Origin of the sequence: Weizmannia sp. WK01 (genome assembly GCF_025905465.1) — a bacterium.
Lineage (GTDB): Bacteria > Bacillota > Bacilli > Bacillales > Bacillaceae_C > Weizmannia > Weizmannia faecalis.
In genome coordinates this window covers 1,070,592-1,089,687 of the sequence record NZ_CP109616.1, presented here as the reverse complement: position 1 = coordinate 1,089,687, position 19,096 = coordinate 1,070,592, and the positions used below count along the sequence as shown (strand labels likewise).

General features: G+C 48.2%; 17 protein-coding genes. 8 read left to right on the top strand and 9 right to left on the bottom strand.

All coding sequences use genetic code 11. The annotated features are described in order from the left end of the window. Positions 1-19: 19 nt before the first annotated feature. The 4 genes from OF158_RS04890 to OF158_RS04875 form a co-directional block, all read right to left on the bottom strand. Positions 20-3,007: an ATP-binding protein gene (locus OF158_RS04890; RefSeq protein WP_017550230.1), complete on the bottom strand. Its 2,988-nt coding sequence runs from the start codon at positions 3,005-3,007 to the stop codon at positions 20-22. Continuing rightward, positions 3,004-4,239, bottom strand: a complete 1,236-nt coding sequence (locus OF158_RS04885) for a metallophosphoesterase family protein (RefSeq protein WP_225620974.1) — start codon at positions 4,237-4,239, stop codon at positions 3,004-3,006. The genes OF158_RS04890 and OF158_RS04885 overlap by 4 nt, the downstream gene beginning before the upstream one ends. 157 nt (positions 4,240-4,396) lie before the next feature. Further along, on the bottom strand, positions 4,397-5,251 hold the full coding sequence (locus OF158_RS04880) for a TIGR03943 family putative permease subunit (RefSeq protein WP_017550232.1): 855 nt from the start codon (positions 5,249-5,251) through the stop codon (positions 4,397-4,399). Between the two features lie 12 nt (positions 5,252-5,263). Continuing rightward, positions 5,264-6,193: a permease gene (locus tag OF158_RS04875; protein WP_014095801.1), complete on the bottom strand. Its 930-nt coding sequence runs from the start codon at positions 6,191-6,193 to the stop codon at positions 5,264-5,266. A gap of 194 nt (positions 6,194-6,387) precedes the next feature. Here OF158_RS04875 and OF158_RS04870 point away from each other — a divergent pair, with 194 nt between their 5' ends. Then, entirely contained in the window at positions 6,388-7,167 is a 780-nt protein-coding gene (locus OF158_RS04870; protein ID WP_014095803.1) for a TerC family protein, read from the top strand. A 60-nt stretch (positions 7,168-7,227) separates the two neighbouring features. Here the strand turns inward: OF158_RS04870 and OF158_RS04865 are convergent, their stop codons facing one another. The 5 genes from OF158_RS04865 to OF158_RS04845 form a co-directional block, all read right to left on the bottom strand. Further along, positions 7,228-7,413, bottom strand: a complete 186-nt coding sequence (locus OF158_RS04865; protein ID WP_014095804.1) for a YhzD family protein — start codon at positions 7,411-7,413, stop codon at positions 7,228-7,230. A gap of 4 nt (positions 7,414-7,417) precedes the next feature. Then, the gene (locus OF158_RS04860; protein WP_014095805.1) at positions 7,418-8,200 is read right to left on the bottom strand and encodes an enoyl-CoA hydratase; all 783 of its coding nucleotides are present in this window, start codon (positions 8,198-8,200) and stop codon (positions 7,418-7,420) included. Positions 8,201-8,342: 142 nt separating this feature from the next. Then, positions 8,343-9,209, bottom strand: coding sequence for a Cof-type HAD-IIB family hydrolase (locus tag OF158_RS04855; protein ID WP_014095806.1), 867 nt, complete (start codon positions 9,207-9,209; stop codon positions 8,343-8,345). Positions 9,210-9,326: 117 nt separating this feature from the next. Beyond that, positions 9,327-9,674, bottom strand: coding sequence for a YlbF family regulator (locus OF158_RS04850; RefSeq protein WP_014095807.1), 348 nt, complete (start codon positions 9,672-9,674; stop codon positions 9,327-9,329). A gap of 193 nt (positions 9,675-9,867) precedes the next feature. Continuing rightward, entirely contained in the window at positions 9,868-11,001 is a 1,134-nt protein-coding gene (locus OF158_RS04845; RefSeq protein WP_017550233.1) for a DUF445 domain-containing protein, read from the bottom strand. 282 nt (positions 11,002-11,283) lie between these two features. On the opposite strand from OF158_RS04845, the gene OF158_RS04840 reads away from it, so the two are divergent. The 7 genes from OF158_RS04840 (at position 11,284) to OF158_RS04810 (ending at position 19,074) form a co-directional block, all read left to right on the top strand. Beyond that, entirely contained in the window at positions 11,284-12,627 is a 1,344-nt protein-coding gene (locus tag OF158_RS04840) for a YheC/YheD family endospore coat-associated protein (RefSeq protein ID WP_035182110.1), read from the top strand. Beyond that, the gene (locus OF158_RS04835; protein ID WP_014095810.1) at positions 12,617-13,714 is read left to right on the top strand and encodes a YheC/YheD family endospore coat-associated protein; all 1,098 of its coding nucleotides are present in this window, start codon (positions 12,617-12,619) and stop codon (positions 13,712-13,714) included. Before OF158_RS04840 ends, OF158_RS04835 begins: the two co-directional genes overlap by 11 nt. Before the next feature lie 34 nt (positions 13,715-13,748). Then, the gene (locus OF158_RS04830; RefSeq protein WP_014095811.1) at positions 13,749-15,110 is read left to right on the top strand and encodes a YheC/YheD family endospore coat-associated protein; all 1,362 of its coding nucleotides are present in this window, start codon (positions 13,749-13,751) and stop codon (positions 15,108-15,110) included. Next, positions 15,107-16,288 carry a YheC/YheD family endospore coat-associated protein gene (locus OF158_RS04825; RefSeq protein ID WP_017550236.1) on the top strand — a complete coding sequence of 394 codons (1,182 nt, stop codon included), beginning with the start codon at positions 15,107-15,109 and terminating at the stop codon, positions 16,286-16,288. Before OF158_RS04830 ends, OF158_RS04825 begins: the two co-directional genes overlap by 4 nt. A 65-nt stretch (positions 16,289-16,353) precedes the next feature. After that, the gene (locus tag OF158_RS04820) at positions 16,354-17,241 is read left to right on the top strand and encodes a helix-turn-helix domain-containing protein (RefSeq protein WP_014095813.1); all 888 of its coding nucleotides are present in this window, start codon (positions 16,354-16,356) and stop codon (positions 17,239-17,241) included. A 309-nt stretch (positions 17,242-17,550) separates the two neighbouring features. Continuing rightward, positions 17,551-18,645: an ABC transporter ATP-binding protein gene (locus OF158_RS04815; protein WP_014095814.1), complete on the top strand. Its 1,095-nt coding sequence runs from the start codon at positions 17,551-17,553 to the stop codon at positions 18,643-18,645. A gap of 222 nt (positions 18,646-18,867) precedes the next feature. After that, positions 18,868-19,074, top strand: a complete 207-nt coding sequence (locus OF158_RS04810; RefSeq protein WP_014095815.1) for an alpha/beta-type small acid-soluble spore protein — start codon at positions 18,868-18,870, stop codon at positions 19,072-19,074. The last annotated feature ends 22 nt before the right edge of the window (positions 19,075-19,096 follow it).

Genomic DNA, 19,096 nt, shown 5'->3' with positions numbered 1-19,096 from the left:
TTCGGCCCGCCCCTCTTATTTACGGCTGAATACGGCTGATGTTTCCAGAACCTGTCAGCTCTTGACCGTGTATAGCCCCCAAGGTTTTCACCTCATGGCCTTTAAAAAACCGGAGCATCGGCTGCTGGCATGTAAAAAGCAGCACCTGCCTCGATTCGCTCACCTGGTCGAGCAAGCGGGCCATTTTCTCTGTCCGGTAAATATCAAAATTAACAAAACCGTCATCAATGACAACCGGTGACGGGAATTCTCCGCCGAGCGCCTCCGCAAGGGAAAAACGCAAAGCAATATACAGCTGTTCCGCCGTTGCCTGGCTCAGCTCATTTGCAGCAAACAGCACATCATCACGCCGTTTAACGTAAAAACGGCCATCCTCCCCGCCCATATGGAGGGAGACATACGATCCGTTTGTTAAAGATTGCAAATACGCTTCGGCTTTATTCAGGACTTGCGGAAAGCGGGTTTCCCGGAGCCGCTTCATCATGCCGGAAAGCAAACGTTTCGCCGTGGCAAACCGTGCCCATTCGAAAGCTTCTTCCCGGAAATCTGAAAGCGCGCTGTAATATTCATGCAGTTTTTCGGTAAACGTCCCGCCTTTTTCCAGCCTGTCCAGTTCAAACCGGATTTCCGCCGCTTCTTTTCTCATACTGCGAAGCGCGTTCGCCTTTTCCGCAATTTTCTCTTCCAGCTTTTGCTTTTCCTGCTCAAATATGGATACATCTTCTATCCTTTCGAGCCGTTCTAGGTCTTCCCGGCTGATCCGTAAATCTATGATTTCGAGCTGACCGGTCAACTTTTCGTATTGCTGAAAAAGGCTACCGGCTTTCCGGAAATCTTCCTCATTCGCGGCACCGGCAAGGGCAAAAAGTTTTTTAATCTCCTTATCTGTTGCTTCCGCTTCCGATTCAAGCAGCTGCAATTGTTCTTCCAGCTCGGCACATTTCTTTTCCCATTCCTGCAGGCGGATTTTTCTTTCCTGTTGTTCCGCACACGCCTGCTGCAACAGCAAGATACCCTCCTGGCGTAATGGCCAGTTGACGTGGAGCCGGGACCACAGGTTTTCCATCCTTTCTGCAAATGCCGACTGAGAGGCGGAAAGCTGCGCCAGTTTCTTTTCGATACGCGACCGCTCGCGCAATTTCCCGCTTAAGTCCGTCAAAAGTTGGAACGCATCGGGCAGCTGTCCGGGCCGGAAGCCATCACCCAATTGCAAAGTTTGCCTGAAATGGCTGATTTCTGCCAGCAGCTGTCTTTCTTCCGCTTCCAGACGCTGCTTCCGGTTTTGCATTTGCCGGCCGTTCTGTTCGCCTTCCTCAAGCTTCAGAATGAGCTGTTTCCAGTTTTCGCGCAGCTGTTTCTGCCGTTCATACTCATGCCAATCCGTGTCCCCGTCTTTCCAATTCCGCAGCTCTTTTTCCTCTTCCTCCAGTTCCTGTTCGAGCGCTCGGATTTCTTCTTCAAACGGGTTCCGCTTTCCCTTCAAAGCATGGTAGCCTGACACGATTGCACCAAGCACAAAAACGCCCAGAAACAGGTATTGCCCTGTGAGCAAACTCCACACGCCGGCCATCAGAAACAATAATGCAAGGCCAAAAAACAGGACCGGGGGCTTCCGGGCCTCATCCGCCATTTTTTTCAGGCGGGAAAGCTGCTGTTTCCCGCGCCTGATATCGGCTTCAAGCAATGATTTTTTTTCCTTTTCCTGCCGCTTTGCCGATAAATCGCGAAAAGCCTCTTCGGATACGAGCTCTTTTTCCAAAAGTGCGCATTGCTGCTCAACAGCATTCATCCGAGCCCGCAAGTCCTCAAGCTGTGCCTGTAAAGCATCGTTGCGGGAACGGTGATGGTCATACGCCTTGATAAGGGTGCTGAGCCTTTCTTTTGCCGCAATGCTTAAGTCAAGCTGCGGTACTTTTTCAACTTGCGATGCCGTAAGATGCAGCATGCCCGATAATTCGGAGATTTGGCTGTCTAGGATTTCGCGTTCAGATTGAAGGCGCTCTGCTTCCGCCTGCCACCCGCGGTATTGCGGCCAGTCATCGAGCAGCTTTTTAATCTCCCCTTCATGCCGGACGAAAAGCGGATCCGGCTGCTCTCCTTCCATTTTTTCCACCAGTACCTGTTTTTGTTTTTTAACGGCTGACAGGCGCCCGGTAGAAGCGCGCCATTCCGACATCAGCGCGTCGAGGCGCCGGATTCCGTCAGCGGGAAAGCGGACGGGACCGATTTCCGCCAGCTGCAGTTTGATATGCTTTCTTTCTGCATAAAGCGGCCAAAGGCTTGTGAGATGTTCATACTGCTGAACCGTTCCCCTTAAGGCTTCCAGCTCCGCCTCCGCTTCTTCCTGTGCTGCTTCAATCGTTGCCAGCCGGGCTTTCCATTCGCCATAACGGCCGTTTTCCGCTTTCAGGTGATTCAGTTCTTTTTCCATGGCCTGCAGTTTCCGGAGTTGCACGTTCAAGACCGGCTTCCGCCCGTTCGGTTTAAAACGCGCCTCCATTTCCTTTTCGAGTTCCCGTTCCGCCGAAAGCAGCGCATCCGTCCCGATTGTCCCTGCAGCAAATAAATAGCGGCTGATATCATCGCCTGTTAATTTGCGGATTTCCTGGAGGCTTTGCAGATTAAAAGAATAAATGGACTGGAACATTTGCCGGTTCAGCCCGTTTAAAACTTGTGCAAGTACCTCTTCGCCGCCTGTTCTGCCATCTGCAAAAGTGACGGACACTTCTCCGGCTGCTCTTCCTTTTATCCGTTCCACCGTTATTTTTCCGTCTTTTTCTGTTTCGAGGACAAGCCTCCCGCCGTACACCGGTGAAAATTTTGGCTCATAGTGCTGCCCGTTTTGCTGTCTTGAAGGAAACCCGAATAAAACGGCTTCGATAAAAGCCATGAAGGTTGATTTGCCGGCTTCGTTTTCCCCGTAAATGACCTGCAGATCCGAAAGATTTTCCATATGAAAATCAACAAGCCGGCCAAAACCGTAAATATGGACCTCCCGTATTTTCATCGTTTCCCCCTGCCTTTCAACTTCTCAAAAACAGCCGCTTCCGCTTCCAACAGAAGCCGCTGCTTTTCATCTCCGTCCAAGTCCAGGTAGCGGCCCGCAACCATATGGCTGTACAACGGGGAGACCGCTTCATCTACTGTGGTTTCTTCCAATTGTGCCAGCGTTTTCTTCATTTCCTGCAAAATAAAGCCGTCATCCCGTGCGGAGACAAAGGCATCTTCAGGCAGTGTGATGCGGTGTACCCAGACAAAATTGCGGTCTGCTTCTTCGCCTTCCTGTAGCACTTCCATCAGTTCGCCGTTTTTCACTTTTCCAAGCGCTTCATCATCGAGCAGATCCGGATCTTTTATATCCAATTGCAAAAATACGCCCTGTGCCTCTTTCCTTTCTTCTTCAAGGGCATTGCGGCAAACTGTGTACAGACGATTAAAATCATTTGCGCCTTTTACGGAAACGGTACGTTTTTCCCATAAAATGTCCGCCGTCTCATAGAATGCGGTATGCGTACCAAGCGGATCCATTTCGGTAACCATACAGCCTTTCGGACCCGTTTCTTTCCGGTTTCTCCCCTGAATATTCCCGGGATAAATGATATAGGGATGCGTATGTAAAATCTGCTGCTTGTGGATATGGCCAAGCGCCCAGTAATCCATCCCTTTTTCCAGCAAATCCTGCAAGGCAAAAGGCGCATAAGGCTGGTGCATTTTCGTCCCGCCTTCAAGGTAACCGTGCAACATGCCGATGTGAAAATCAGCATCTCCTGTTTTCCTGTATTCATCCGTTTTGTTCTCCAGCACGTGCCGCTTCGGGTAACTGAACCCGTACACATGGACTTTCGACCCGTTTTTAGCTGTAAAAGATTTGGCTTCAACACGCTCGGAAAATATCCGGACATTTGCGGGCATGTCCAATTTTGTCCATGACCCGCTTAGATGGTCGTGATTGCCATGCAGCACAAATACGGAAATGCCAGCCTCTTGGAGCCGCTCAAACTGCTTCTTCAGCCTCACCTGGGCTTTCAGGCTGCGGTCTTCCCCGTCGTATAAATCCCCGCATATCAGCAGGAAATCCGCTTCTTTTTCAATTGTAAGGTCACATAGATTTTTAAATGCCCGGAAAGTGCTCTCCTTTACCCGTTCAAACAGCGCCGGCGGAAGCTTGCGGAGCCCCGCAAACGGACTGTCAAGGTGCAGGTCGGCCGCATGGACAAAGCGAATCCTTTTCAACGACATCCCTCTTTCGTAAAAAAATAACCGGCATTTTTCCATTTTTTGTGAAATCCAACCTGTTCGTAATCAAACGCATTTCATAGAATATATGTTCTATCTTCATTATAAAAGGTTTGGCACGTTCAGGCAACAAAAAAATGGCTGAACATGCCAAACCTTTTTAATTGTATTGCCGGTATACGTATGGATCTTTCGGCTCGCTGCTTTTATGGTAACTTGTTACTTTTAAATACGGGATATTCTCTTTAAACGGCGTATAGTACGTCGTATCCAGTTTTCCTTCAACCTCAATCCATGTATTTTCTTTCACGTTTGCCATATTGTCCGGAAAATCAACGAGCATCCCGTATACGCCGGCATCGGCAATGCAGTGGATAATGCCGAACCGGAGCACAAACAGCTGATTCGCTTTAATATCATCCGTCCGGTAGACAAACCCTTTAATCGCCACTTTTTTGCCGATAAAATTCCCCGGATAATTATAAATCGTTTCAAGCCCGTGGAAATAATGGTCATCATCGAGGACGATGCTTTGCAATTTACTGTACTTTTTCAAATCCGAACTTTCCATTTCTGTATACTGGTCCTTATCATAGTAAAGGCTGGAATTCGGCCGTAAAATCTGGTGATTGGCATATTGGTCCTTGTCATTGTCAATCATCGAAAAGTGGAAGCCCTTTGCTTTGACAACGGTGGAATTCAAGGTGGCCACCGGAAGAAAAATGCCCGTTACAACCGGGATTAAAATCATACCGTACGTAAACATTTTTTTGTACCATGTATTTTCATCCGTTTCATGCGAATGGCCGTGGTGGGCGGCGTGATGATGGTCATGCGCCTCGTTTCCCGCCCTGACCCATTTCACGAGCTGGTACAAACATAAAAAACCCATCGCAAAAATCATGGAAAACGACAAATACGCATACTTCATATTAATATATTTGCTAATATCTCCTGTCGCGTGCAGCTTCATAAAAAAATACGCGAAGCCGAACAAAACGATAAATCGCAACATTTTAAACACCTTCTATATCAAGAATGCACCCGTAAACACAAAAACGATAATCAGCCCGATCATCGAAAAGACAAATTTTCTTTTAAAGGAATGCATCATCATGAGCAGATTTTTTATATCCACCATCGCGCCAAATACTAAAAACGCAAGGATGGCCGACGTCCCGAACATCCCGTTGAAAGACGAAGCAATGAAGGCATCCGCCTCGGAACAGATCGACATAATAAAAGCAAGCAGCATCATAATTAGAATCGCCGCCATTTTTGTCTGCCCGAGCGACAGCAGCGTGCTCGTCCGGAAGAAGGTCTGCATTGCGGCAGAAATCAGGCCGCCAAACACGAGAAACTTCCCGACGGAAAAAAACTCATCAATCGCATGGTCGATCGTACCGGTGATTTTTTGCAGAAAATTCGGTTTATCATGTGCTTCGTGGTCATGCCCGTGGTGGTGCAATTTGGCCTCCACAAATTCGCGAAGCTGGTTTTCGGAAAAAAAATATGAAATCGCAATCGCGGTTAAAACAGCAGTAAAAATCGCCAGTCCGCAGCGAAGCAGTGCCATTTTCCAGGAATCGCCAAACGCGACAAACGTAGAAAAAATGACAACCGGGTTGATAATCGGCCCCGTCAGCATAAAAGCGATGGCGGCAGAAAGCGGGACATTTTTCCGGACAAGCCTTTCCGTAATCGGGACAATGCCGCATTCACAGGCTGGAAAAAGCGCGCCCATCCCGGTGCCGAACGCAATGGATAAAAAGCGGTTTTTCGGCATAACTTTTGCAATCATTTCCTCAGTGACAAACATCTGGATCACCGCTGAAATGAACACACCCAGCACAATAAAAGGCAACGCCTCGATGATAATGCTGATAAAAATGGTATTCATTTGCAATAAGGACTGGCCCATAACGGCATATCGCACTCCTTTTTCTATCACACTCACAAAAAACTCTCCCAATAAGGATACTATAAGTCTTCATTGGCGTAAATGAAGAAAACCAGGAAATGGCGGGTAAGCAGGGAAACGATGGAAAAAAATGATTTCCAATTTGATGAAATCGATGCGATTCTATTACTTTTCGGGTCGGACTGTGTTATGATAGTGTCAAATGAACTAGTATTGAGAACGTGAAGGGAATGAAGCAATTGCCGGTATCTATATTTGACTTTGGGTTGGTTGTTTCTGCCGGGGCTTTTGTTGCGCTGCTTAAGATCATTATGATCGATATCATTTTATCGGGCGACAATGCGGTTGTGATCGCCATGGCAACCCGGAAACTGCAGCGCGAACAACAAAACAAAGCGATTTTCTGGGGGACAGCCGGTGCGGTGATTTTAAGAATTCTGCTGGCAATGGCAATCGTTGCTTTGCTGAAAATTCCTTATGTAAATGTCATTGGCGGGCTTTTGCTTCTATGGATCGCATATAAAGTGCTCGGCGGCGGAGATGAAAATGTCCACGTCAGAGCAAAAAATGGGCTGCTGGTTTCGATTGGTACGATTATTATGGCTGATGCGATTATGAGCCTTGACAATGTAGTGGCGCTGGCCGGTGCTTCAAACGGGCATATCGGCATGATTGCGCTCGGCGTTGCCATCAGTATTCCGGTCATGATCTTCGGTTCAAAGATGATTGTAAAAGCGATGAACCGTTACAGCTGGATTGCCTATGTCGGGTCCGGCATCCTCGCCTGGACGGCAGCAGAAATGCTCTTTAAAGATGAACAAATCCTGAAATGGTTGAATATCTCACACGGGCCGGTAACGTATACGATCGGCGGCATTCTTACGGTTTTGGTGTTGTTCCTTGGCTGGCTTTCGAACCGTAGGGCGGCGGTAAAGCAGGTTAAGCAAGTAAAACGGGATATAAAAAAGGATGTAAAGCAGGATGTGCAGCAGCGTGTCCATATCCATTAATGGCAAGCGCATGCGCCGTTCCCATTAAATGAACCCGGGCTAGGTTGGCCCGGGTTCTTTTTAGCGGTGGAACAAAATCAGTTTTCCTTCAGGGGATACGCAACGGTGCGTTTTCTCATCGACGCCTTTTTCTTTTAAAAGCGCCTCCCCTTTTTTCTTCGCTTCCGTATCATCCTGTGCTTCAAAACCTTCATCGAGAATCTTTTCTCCTGTCGGTTCAAAGGCAGTCAGTTTATAGTCGCGCATGTTTTCACTCCCCTTTGAATTGCGGCGCCCGCTTCTCTACAAAAGCGCGGATGCCTTCCTTGTGGTCTTTCGTCTGGCGCATTTTCCACTGTGCATGTTTTTCCAGTTCCAATGATTTATTGAAATCAGGGCGGTTCAGTTCCGTATAGATTTTTTTCGTTTTGATCATCGCGAGGACCGGTTTTTTCTGCCATTCTGTAATTTTTTGGTCAACGGCAAGCGCAAGATCGGGCACGGCTTCATCGATAATGCCCGTTTCGGCTGCCTCTTCAGCGGACATGACTTTTCCTTCCCAAATCACTTTTTTCGCCTTTTCCTGGCCGATCCGGCGCTGCAGCAAATAGTGGCCGCCACCGTCCGGCACAAGGCCGATCCCGATGAAGTTCATCGCGATTTTACTGTCCAAATCACTGATAATGGTATCACAGGCTAGGGCAAGGCTTAAGCCCAATCCTGCAGCAGCTCCATTAATCGCCGCAATGGTGAGTTTCGGCATGCCCACAAGAATGGAAACGGCTTCATTTATTTGGTTCATAAAAGAGGTGAACCCTTTCTCTTCTTCCATCGCCAGCATGGCTTTAATGTCCCCGCCTGCGGAGAATGCTTTGCCGTTTCCGGACAAGACGAGAATGTGAATGTCATCCTTCATCGCAATCGCTTTCAACGCGTCCGCCAGTTCCTTAATCATCTCCAAGTTCAGCGCGTTCATTGCGTCCGGGCGGTTGAAATACAAATAGGCCGCCCCGTCTTTTTCCTCCACTTTGATCGTCTCATACGTTGAAATCACCGAGATCCCTCTCCCTTTGTTTTATTCTTCCTATTACTAGGATAGCGAAATATTCGGCAATTTCCAATACAAAATGACAGCTTTTTAAAAAATTCATCAAAAAAAAGAGGCTGCCGCCTAAAGCAAACAGCCCCTTCCATCCTTATTTCAGCAGTTTCATTTTTTTCAAAAAGTCGATTGGCTGCTGTTTCCGGAAATGCTCTTTTACCATATAAGACACCCCGTTTTCATTGTTAGAACGGGTCACCCAGTCTGACACGTTTTTGACAGCGGGATGCGCATTTCCCATCGCAACGCCGAGCCCAGCCCACTCGACAAGCGGGAGATCATCAAGGCCCGAACCGATTACGACCACTTCCTCACGACGGATGTTCATCCGGTCGCATACATATAAAAGCCCGCGAAGCTTGGAAATACCAGCCGGCACAATATCCAGCTTCCCGTTTCCGCAAAAAATACAATCCACTTCATGGAACATATTGGCAATCGCTTTTTTAGCTGCCTGAATGTCCTCTCCGTCAGAAAAAATCACTTCGATTTTGGGCGGGGAAAGCGGCGTTTGTTCCAGTTTTGCCGATAAATCGTCCACATATTGTTCTGCATAAGAAAACGGATTGGACGTTTGATAAATGACTTTTCCCATCAACTTATTCGGATGCTTCACTCTGTTAGACAATGTAAACCGCTCGGAAACAAGGCGGATTTGGGCGTGAAACCCTTCCAAAAAGCGCACAAGGTCACGGGTGGCCTCTTCGCTGATCCTTCTGACAAAAATCGGTTTATCCAGTTCACTGGCAATATAAGCGCCCTGGTGCGTGATTAAGGAAGAATGCAGCTTCAGCCATTTGGCAATCCGGTGGGCCGAAGCGAAATTTTTTGACGTAATGAGCGTCACCGCAATGCCTTTTGCACCTGCATATTCGATTGCTTCTTTCGTTGTTTTGCCGAGCCGGCCGTTATCCTGCAGCAATGTTCCCTCAATATTTAACGCCAGCATTTTATAGATCATGGATGCTCCCCCTCTTCATGATGCTCCCGGCTGCCGGGCTGATTTCTCACACAGCCTGCTTTCTTTTACAGATGTATGAGAAAAAAGGGGGAAATAGAACTTTCCGGCTCCATTCTTCTATTTTCCGGCGTACAAATCTTCGACAGGCCTCATCAGCACCTGGTTGATTTCGCTGAGCAGATCGCTTAGCCGCTGTTCAGCACCGATCAACTGCATAATGGCGGGATTTGACTGGACCGCTTGCATGGCAGCCTGCGCCTGTTTTTCATCTTCTTCTGTAACCAGAAGCCCCTGCATTTGTTTATCTTGCAAATTGAGTTGAAGCTGCCTGAAACGGTCAAACAATGCTCTCGCCTGGCCGTTTGACCGGACATTTTCATACGCCTGCTTCAATGCAGCAAATTCATGGCTTTCCCGAATTCCTTTTTCAAGCATACGCGCGTACTCATTTAAATGGGATGGCATATAACTCCTCCTTATCAAATTTTATTCGTCACGGATGGTTTCACGGTTTTGACGCGTTACACAAGCAGCGGCCGGGCCGCCTGAAACCTGTCACAGAAATGCCGGAATACATAGGTTTCCTGTTTTCTCTTTCCTGCACGAAAAGCAGGATCAGGCCGGCCTTATGCCAACAATGCGCCGGAGCTTGCTTCCTTTATACAAGCAGCACGATCACCCCCTGAACGATCCCAATCAGGCCGCCCAGTAACGCGCCAAGATACGTAATCATTGAAAATTCGCGGGCGGTAATGCCAAGAATCAGACTTTCCAGGCGCTCAATCGGAAAAGATTCCACTTCCTGGCGCACAAGATCCGCTACCTGCAGCTTCCGGATGATCAAATGCACGTTTTCGCTAATAAGGTGCAGCGCTTTTTCCGCCAATACAGGGATCCATTCTTCTTCAATTTTATTCCGATACCGGGCAACAAATGCCTGGACGGGTGTGTCCAAAAAACGTTCGACAGGGAGGAGAGACAATACATTTTTCTCCAGCCATCCGCTTATTTCTTCATCCGGCAAATCCGGCAAAAGTTCCCCGGCCTGTTTTGCTTTCAGGCCGTTCCATTCCCTTTCCAGCATTTCCGCCATGGTTGCTTTCATTCCAGGTTCCTGGAGCGCCCGGATGATCTCAGGCTGAATTTTATCGGCAATCGAAGTATTTCCGATAAAACGTTTCACCATCGCGCCGATCATGCCGCGGTCATCGAGAAAATGGCTAATCATCCCTTCAATTTTCGTGCGGCCTGCAGGGCTCGAAATGTATTCACTAATCCTTGCAATGATCAAATCCGCCAAAACAGGGATTTTTTCTTCGGCTTTTTTGATCACGGCTTCGGGCAGCAGTGCTTCAAGCGTTTGAGGTGCGATATGTTGTTTTGCCTGCCCGTAACGGGTGCGGATGAATGCTTTGATCCCGGTTTGCACACGCTCCGCCGACAAATCCACTTTAAAAAAACGAGCCATTTGCGGGGCTGTCCAACTCATCTCCAGCCATTTCAAAAAAGTATCCGTCATCCATCGGGCCGTCTCTTTCCGAAACCCGGGCGACAACAGCTTTTTTTCGATGCTTTCCGGGGTGACCAGATGACGCACCACCATTTCGCCGAGCTGTTTCGCAATTTCTTCGCGCCTTTTCGGAATCAACCCGGGCGTGAACGGAAGCCGCCAATTTTTAATATAAATCGCCTCATACGGCCGAAACAGCATTTTAATGGCCAGATAATTTGTGAATCCGCCGATCACTGCCCCCACGACAGTCATAAACAAAATTTCCAAAAATGCATGCATACACAATCATCCCTCATTGTTTTCGTTGTGAAATTTTTTCCAAAGAAGCACGGGAAGTTTCCAGCCCGCTATGCGGACACAACCGTTGATTTTGGTTCTATGCTGCGGAAAACCGCAAACTTAATGAAAAAATACCCTTTTTTGCGGCCGGGTATTTCTAAAATCAGCTATTTTTTTTGAACCGATTTTCTGTACTAATCATAAGATATCAGCAAAAGCCCAATAAAGTCAAAAATGGACCGTGTTCGTGCCCGTGTTTTCAGGAGGAAGGGAGGGAACGGATTGGCATCAACCATTGCATTCCGGCATGATGATGAAACGAAAGGCGCGGCGGCGGAAATTCCACGGGCGCTCCTTTCCTTTTTGCACATTTCAAACGGCGAGCTCACCATCCGGTTCGGGGGAAAAACAGCCACGGCAAAAGTAGAAACCGATGCATCCGGCAAAACGGTGATGATGCTCTCTGCGGATGGTTACAAACATCTGAAGCTCCCTGTTCCGCCCGCACGGATGAGAGCCTTCTGCCGGCAGGGAGCGCTTGAACTTGGCCCGGTAATTGCCGTCCTAACAGAACTCACTGGAAGTGCCCCTTCCGAAAACATTCGGCCATTTTGCGAAGAACTGCACAACCTGCTCGAAAAAGAAGGCGGCTACCTTTTTGTAGAAGGCTTGGATTCCCGTGCCGGTACCGGCTGCACGTTTTCCGACGACCGTTGGAAAACAAGGGAAGTGCCGGAACCGGACATCGTCTATAACCGCATTCACTCCAGGCTGGCTGAAAAAAGCCGTCAGTTTGAGAAAAAAACAGCGGCGTACAAAGAAAAGGGAATCGATTTTTTTAACGCCAAGTATTTAACAAAAATGGAAGTTTACGAATGCCTTTATGCAAACCGATTTTTGCGGCCGTATTTACCGGAAACTTGCCGGTACGGGCCAGCGTGCCTTGCGGAAAAACTTGAGGCATCAAGCGTCCTGTATGTCAAGCCCGAAAACGGAAGCCAGGGGCGCGGCATCATCCGGATTGAAAAAAAAGAAGGCCGGTTCCTCCTTGACCATAATACGCACAAGGAAAACAGTTTGCCGGAAGTTGCGGAAAATGTGGAAGACACCGTTAAAAAAATGGACCAACTCACCGGAAACCTTCCGTATATCCTTCAACAAGGCATTCCATTGCTTTCGGCAGATGGAAGGCAAACCGATTTCCGGTTTCTTGTCTGGAGAACCGGCGCAAAAAACGATTGGCAGATCGCGTCATCCCTCGCAAGAACAGCGGCAGATGATGCGATTGTATCAAACCTCTCACAAGGAGGGCTTCCGGCAAAACCGGCGCCGCTGATCTTCCATCATTTCGGAAAGGAAAAAGGCCGGCTTGCGCTGGAACTCATGCACGAGCTGGCGGAAGCCGCCGCCATCACGCTCTGTTCTGCCGGAAACGGGCATTTTGCGGAATTCGGGATCGATATAGGCGTGGACCGGGAAGGAAAACCGTGGGTAATTGAAGCAAACGTTAAGCCGTCTAAGGCCGCGTTTGGCGTATCCCGCGGCGGCATCCGCCCATCCGTAAAAGCACTTTACCGTTACGGTTTATTTCTATGGACTGAAAGGGGAATGGAACATGCCGGATAAATTAGGCATTCTAACGCTGGATCCTGCTTCCCGGCAGGAATATTTTGACCAAATGGCACATGAATCAAAAAAATACGGGACCGATCTTTATTCATTCTCCCCCCTTGATTTACTGCCCGGCACGCAGAAAGCAAAAGGACTCCATTTTGACACTGCAAGCGGCATATGGAAAGAAGAAGTTTTCCAAATTCCGGAATTCCTTTATGACCGCTGCTTTTACGGTGAAGACCAGCCATCAAAAGATGCCAAAAAAATTGTCGCATGGCTGAAAGAACGGAAAGACCTTACCTTTCTCGGATACGGGCTGCCGAATAAAGCCATGCTTTATGACCGCCTAAAGGAAATTCCGGAGATCTCTCCGTATTTGCCGGAGACAGTAAAGGCGGACAGCACGGGAACGGTTTTGCGGGAGCTGAACAAATACCTTTCCATTATTTTAAAACCGGCAAACGGTGCGCATGGTTATGCGGTATATTCCCTCGAAAAGAGAACGGGCGGACTGCTTGTGAGTACGACGAAAAACGGCAGTCTTATATCGCGGAACTTCGACCGTTTGGATCAATTTCAAGCTTGGCTCAATCAGCTGCTTGGAAAGCATGATTTTCTCATTCAGGCAAGGATTGACAATATGGACCGGAAAAACCGGCCTTTTGATCTCCGCATCTTTTTGCAAAAAGACAGCCGCGGCGAGTGGCAGGAAGTGGCGCGGGGCATCCGTACCGGCATGGAAAACGGCATTCTAACCAATTTGAGCGCAGGGGCAAGCCTCTCAACATACGAGAACTGGCAACGCGAAACGCCGCATTTTAATCACGTCTATATCAGCCAGGAAATCTCTGACATCATCAGCACCTTGCCGGCTGTTTTGGAAGAAACTTTTCAACCGCTGTTTGAGCTGGGGATCGATCTGCTCATTGCGGGAGACCAATCGATCTGGATACTCGACATCAATTCGAAACCGGGCAGGAAAATGGTCAGCCTTCTCCATCCGGAAAAAACCGGGCAAATGGCTGAAGCCCCGCTTGCCTACTGCCGGCATTTACAGGAAACCGGAAGCTGCGCGCGGGCAAATATCGAAACTGTATAGCACGAAGCTGAAAATGAAACGAGGTGTTTTGCAAATGGCTAGAAAATATAAAATCGAGTTTTTTGAGGCATCCGACCCGATCCTGTACACGCCGCAAAGCCTTCCGATACTTGAACACACCGACAAAGTGGCTTTCGGCTCTAAGATCGCTGCCGCAAAAATCGAACCGCATCCAAATGGCCGCAATGTTTTTTCCGTCTCAAGCGCACTTGCCGGTGAACTGAGAATGCCCGCCTTTTTAACGGTTCTTCACTGTTTCCAAAACAGCGATATCCTAATGCTCGGCCCGCTTGTCGGCATTTTTACGGCCGGCTTCACCCCTTTTGAAAACCGGCCGGCCGGCGCAAGGTCAGCGTGGTTTGCAAAACTTCTTTCCGCCCAGCCGGACGCCGGTGTTGTGCCGTTTTTATTCGGCGAACAGCATATAGATTGGGAACAGGGTGTGATCACCGGCTACTTTTACGGGAGAGCGGGCTGGGAAAAACAGGAAGTTCCATTTCCCAATGCCATTTACGACCGGCTCCCGAACCGGAAGAGTGAAAAACTTGTAAATGCGCAGAAAATTAAAGAAAAATTGGAAAATGAATATTTCATTCCATGGTACAATCCCGGTTTTTTCAACAAACTAGAAATTAACGAGCGGCTGTTTCAAGATCCGGATGTGCGCCCATATTTGCCGGAAACAAACCCGCTCACCTCTTTTCATCAAATTGAACGGATGCTGTCTGACTACGGGATGGTCTATATCAAACCGGTGAATGGCAGCCTTGGCCTCGGCGTCCATCAAATCCTTTACCACCATGCTTCCGGTGCGTATTATTGCCGGTACCGGGACACTGGCAACCGATTGTTAAAATTCAGCAGCCTTGAAAACTTAATGAACCGTGTTTTTTCCAAAAAGCAATGGAACCGGCTGCTTGTCCAGCAGGGCATTTTTCTCGTAACAGACGGAGGGCGGCCGGTTGATTTCCGGGTCCATACCAATAAAGACGGGGATGGAAACTGGGTCGTTACAGCAATCGCGGCAAAAGTGGCCGGCCCGGGAAGCCCGACAACGCATGTGAGAAGCGGCGGATTAATTAAAACACTTCCCGAGCTTACGGAAAACCCGGAACAACAGGAGATGTACCGGCATGCACTGGAAACAGCCGCCCTCAAACTTTCCCGTGCCATCGATGAACATGTCGAAGGAATCATTGGAGAAATCGGGTTTGACCTCGGCATCAGTACGGACGGAAAAGTATGGCTGTTTGAAGCCAATTCAAAGCCCGGGCGCTCCATTTTCAACCATCCGTTCATGAAGGCGTGCGATTTATTGACGCGCAAAATGAGCTTATCATTTGCCGTTTATTTGACGGAACGGCAGGTGCAGTCACCAGGGGAAATGTTCCCATGACCGTCATCTGGTTTGACCGCAAGGAAAAAATGTTTAAGCGCACTACCCCGTCCCCGCTTTTTTGGGGAAAAGAAGCGGAACTGATTCCTTTCTCCGCGAAACCCGGTGAGGAAACGCCTCACCGCCTGATGTTAAAAGGAGCATCGGCCGGCCCCCTTATCGGGATACTTATCAGTAAATCAAAGAAAGCCATCAGCGGAGATCGTGATTTTTTTATCGCCATTCAACAAGCATTGCAGGAAAAACAGGGCGGTCTGTCTTTTTTATTCAGCCTTGCCGATATTTCAGCACATATTACCGGTGTGTTTTGGGATATAAAACAAGAAAAATGGCACAGGGCAATGTTCCCGCTTCCGGACGTGGTTTATAACCGGATCCGGAAGCGGGAGGAAGAATCGGGCGAAGATTTCCACCGCTTCACCACGCTTCTCCGGCAAAAAAGGATTCCTTTTTTCAACCCGCATTTTTTAAATAAATATGATGTGTACGAAAAATTGAAGCAGGACCCGGCGATTGCTGGTTTTCTTCCGGAAACGGCGCTTATTTCTGATGAAGACAGCTTGCACGCTTTTTTATTGACGCACAAGGATGTCTATATCAAGCCCGCCGCCCGTTCGCAAGGATACGGCATCCGCCGCATTGTAGAGGGACCCTGTGAGACATGGACATTTTACACGCCCCAATCCGCCCGCTTGCCCGCCAGCTTTTCGGATGTGTGGCAGGAGATTGGCCTGCTTGCGGAAAAAGAAACGTACATTGTCCAAGAAACCGTGCCAACATTATTGCTTGATGGTCGGAAATATGACTACCGTGTCCACGTCCATTACGACGGAACAGGTTACCGGGTTACCAGCATCGGCGTGCGGGTTGCCCGCCCCGGCGGCATGACAACCCATACGGCAAAGGGCGGGGAAACGCTGGTGCTATCTTCCCGGGAAAAAACGGAGATTGAAAAAAAGCTTGCGCCGCTCATTTCAGCATGCGGCAATGCTTTAGCGGAATCATACGGCTTTTTCGGGGAATTTACCGCTGACATCGCACCCGGCAATGAAGACAGCTTTTATTTGTTTGAACTGAATGCGAAACCAATGTCCTTTGATGAACCTGAAATTGAAACAGCAAAAACCCAGAAACTTGCCGATTTGTTTTATGCCGTTACCGGATTTTTGGCAAAATGATTCCCTCCCTTTAAAAAAATTGAGTAAAATAGACTATATCCAATGAAAAACTGAGGGGTCCAAACATGCTGGAAAGATTAAAAACGAGGTATCCAAATGCTTGCATTGCAAATGAACCGATTGCGGCGAAACCTTTGTTGTGGTTTTGGATGGAAGAAGAAAAAAAGTATTTCGGGATTGATCCGGTCGAATTGACACCGGAAGAAACGCTGCTGTTAAAGACATTATTCCCAAAATTTCAAGAAAATACTGCCGGCACGACGAGCGAAGCATCCAAATGGTATGACTACCTGTTTTTGCCGGATGCCGATGCCCCTGTCCATGACGGCGTATATCGCGTTACACAATTTGCGCTGGCAAAAGCAGGGTCGGATGTATCCGGCGTTCAGGAAGCTATCAAAAACATGTTTGTGCCTGATGTCTTGGTGATTGTGACCAATCAGCTGGAAGGCATTGTGATTGAAGAAAAAAGTGAAACAATTGCAACCAAAGACGATCTGACGGCATCCCTCCGTGCGTTTGAAGGGGATTTCTACACCCCTGTTTTGCTGTATTTAGGCGAATTTCAGGAAATGGCAGCATTAAAGCACCACTTCTCATTCGAACGCCGGCTTTTCGAATTTGCCAAAAGCCGCCGGAAAACGTCCGCTTTGTTCACGGTTCATTCCCTGCTTCCCCTTTATTTGCTGTCTAATTTGCCTGAAAGTGAAAAGGGCCTGCTCTTTCAATCCCTGCACGGGCTGTTTGAAGAAGACCGGGAAATGGGGCAAACGATCAAACGGTATCTTGAAAATTTTGCGAATGCCAGCCTGACGGCAAAACAATTATTCATCCACCGCAATTCCTTGCAGTACCGGATTGAAAAATTCGAAGAAAAAACGGGTTTGAATTTAAAACATTTTACAGATGCGATCTTTGCGTATTTCGCCTGTCTCGAAACCTTTGGCGGCTAACCCTTCCGATAAGTCTTACGTGATCTGCCTTGAGATGGAATAGGCCTATTTTACAAAAAATGGTTGTATCAAGAGTGGCATGCCGGCATCAGCTCCCATGTTGTAATGAATGCGGCAACCAGAAGAATGGAAAACGAGCTGCTTTTACATTGCCAGGATCCCGGCTCTCTCATTTCACTGCGTCAACCGGGAAAATCGTGTGGGCAGGGTGCCGAAAATCGCCCTGCATTTTTTGTGCATCCTGACGTTCCCATTATGAAAGGGTTTTCTTTATAATAAAGACAACTTATAACGGGGGAGGATTTTACGATGACAGAACTTGCGCTTGAGCATATTTATAAGATTTACGACAATAATGTAACCGCTGTATCCGATTTTAATCTACATATTAATGACAAGGAATTCATTGTATTTGTCGGTCCTTCCGGCTGCGGGAAATCGACGACGCTCAGGATGATTGCCGGGCTTGAAGAAATTTCAAAAGGCGATTTATACATGGATGGCAAACGGGTGAACGATGTCGCGCCGAAAGATCGTGATATCGCGATGGTATTCCAGAACTACGCGCTTTATCCGCATATGACGGTATACGACAATATGGCATTCGGGCTGAAACTCCGCAAAGTGCCGAAAGCGGAAATTGACAAGCGGGTACAGGAAGCCGCAAAAATTCTTGGCCTTGAAGAATATTTAAAACGGAAACCAAAAGCTTTATCAGGCGGACAAAGGCAACGGGTTGCCCTCGGCCGCGCGATTGTACGGGATGCAAAAGTCTTCCTCATGGACGAACCTTTATCAAATCTGGACGCAAAATTGCGGGTGCAAATGCGGGCCGAAATTGCCCGGCTTCACCAGCGTTTGCAAACGACGACCATTTATGTGACGCATGACCAGACGGAAGCAATGACGATGGCTTCGAGGATTGTCGTCATGAAAGATGGTGTCATCCAGCAAGTCGGAACGCCGCGTGAAGTATACGACTCACCTGCTAACCTGTTCGTCGCCGGTTTTATCGGCTCACCAGCGATGAACTTCTTCCGCGGTAAACTGGATAACGGCAAATTCCACTTAAACGAATCGGTTCAGATTGATGTGCCGGAAGGAAAAATGAAACACTTGAAAAGCCATATCGGGAAAGATGTCATCCTCGGCGTCCGCCCCGAAGACATCCACGATGAACCTGTTTTCATTGAGACAATGCCGGGCGCTACCATCAAAGCCACGATTGATGTTTCCGAACTTCATGGCGCTGAAACAATGCTTTATTCCAGAATCAACGGGCAAGAGTTTATCTCCCGCATCGATTCCAGGACGGTTGTCAAACCGGGTGACGAAATTACGCTCGGGCTTGATATGAACAAAGCCCATTTCTTTGATGCTGAAACAGAATTAAGGATTGGGTGAATAGAAATGCCGGCTGCTGGTTGCAGCCGGCATTTTTTCACTGCAAAAATCACCAGCGATTACCATCCAGGAACCAGTATAATTAAAATTTTTTCCTCCATAATACGTAGTACATCGATCAAATTCCGCTGGGTTCAACCAAGAAGGTGGCGGGGAATTCCCCGCTTGCTGGTGCAATTCCAGCCGACCCAACCAAAAACTTACAACGAGGAGATGACACAGATGGCAAACAACAGCAATTCAAACCAATTGTTAGTTTCCGGTGCTGAGCAGGCTCTCGACCAAATGAAATACGAAATTGCACAAGAATTCGGCGTAAACCTCGGCGCAGATACGACATCCCGCGCGAACGGATCTGTCGGGGGAGAAATTACAAAACGCCTTGTGCAAATGGCTGAACAACAACTTGGTGGTACTTTCCATTCGTAATAAAACAAACCAATAAAATGGC

What these genes read in the sequence shown, in the direction of transcription:
- OF158_RS04810 (WP_014095815.1), top strand. Translation starts at nt 18,868, where the DNA reads ATGGCAAACAACAGCAATTCAAACCAATTGTTAGTTTCCGGTGCTGAG.
- OF158_RS04885 (WP_225620974.1), bottom strand. Translation starts at nt 4,239, where the DNA reads ATGTCGTTGAAAAGGATTCGCTTTGTCCATGCGGCCGACCTGCACCTT.
- OF158_RS04835 (WP_014095810.1), top strand. Translation starts at nt 12,617, where the DNA reads ATGCCGGATAAATTAGGCATTCTAACGCTGGATCCTGCTTCCCGGCAG.
- OF158_RS04815 (WP_014095814.1), top strand. Translation starts at nt 17,551, where the DNA reads ATGACAGAACTTGCGCTTGAGCATATTTATAAGATTTACGACAATAAT.
- OF158_RS04820 (WP_014095813.1), top strand. Translation starts at nt 16,354, where the DNA reads ATGCTGGAAAGATTAAAAACGAGGTATCCAAATGCTTGCATTGCAAAT.
- OF158_RS04830 (WP_014095811.1), top strand. Translation starts at nt 13,749, where the DNA reads ATGGCTAGAAAATATAAAATCGAGTTTTTTGAGGCATCCGACCCGATC.
- OF158_RS04880 (WP_017550232.1), bottom strand. Translation starts at nt 5,251, where the DNA reads ATGTTGCGATTTATCGTTTTGTTCGGCTTCGCGTATTTTTTTATGAAG.
- OF158_RS04865 (WP_014095804.1), bottom strand. Translation starts at nt 7,413, where the DNA reads ATGCGCGACTATAAACTGACTGCCTTTGAACCGACAGGAGAAAAGATT.
- OF158_RS04870 (WP_014095803.1), top strand. Translation starts at nt 6,388, where the DNA reads ATGAAGCAATTGCCGGTATCTATATTTGACTTTGGGTTGGTTGTTTCT.
- OF158_RS04855 (WP_014095806.1), bottom strand. Translation starts at nt 9,209, where the DNA reads ATGATCTATAAAATGCTGGCGTTAAATATTGAGGGAACATTGCTGCAG.
- OF158_RS04890 (WP_017550230.1), bottom strand. Translation starts at nt 3,007, where the DNA reads ATGAAAATACGGGAGGTCCATATTTACGGTTTTGGCCGGCTTGTTGAT.
- OF158_RS04825 (WP_017550236.1), top strand. Translation starts at nt 15,107, where the DNA reads ATGACCGTCATCTGGTTTGACCGCAAGGAAAAAATGTTTAAGCGCACT.
- OF158_RS04850 (WP_014095807.1), bottom strand. Translation starts at nt 9,674, where the DNA reads ATGCCATCCCATTTAAATGAGTACGCGCGTATGCTTGAAAAAGGAATT.
- OF158_RS04845 (WP_017550233.1), bottom strand. Translation starts at nt 11,001, where the DNA reads ATGCATGCATTTTTGGAAATTTTGTTTATGACTGTCGTGGGGGCAGTG.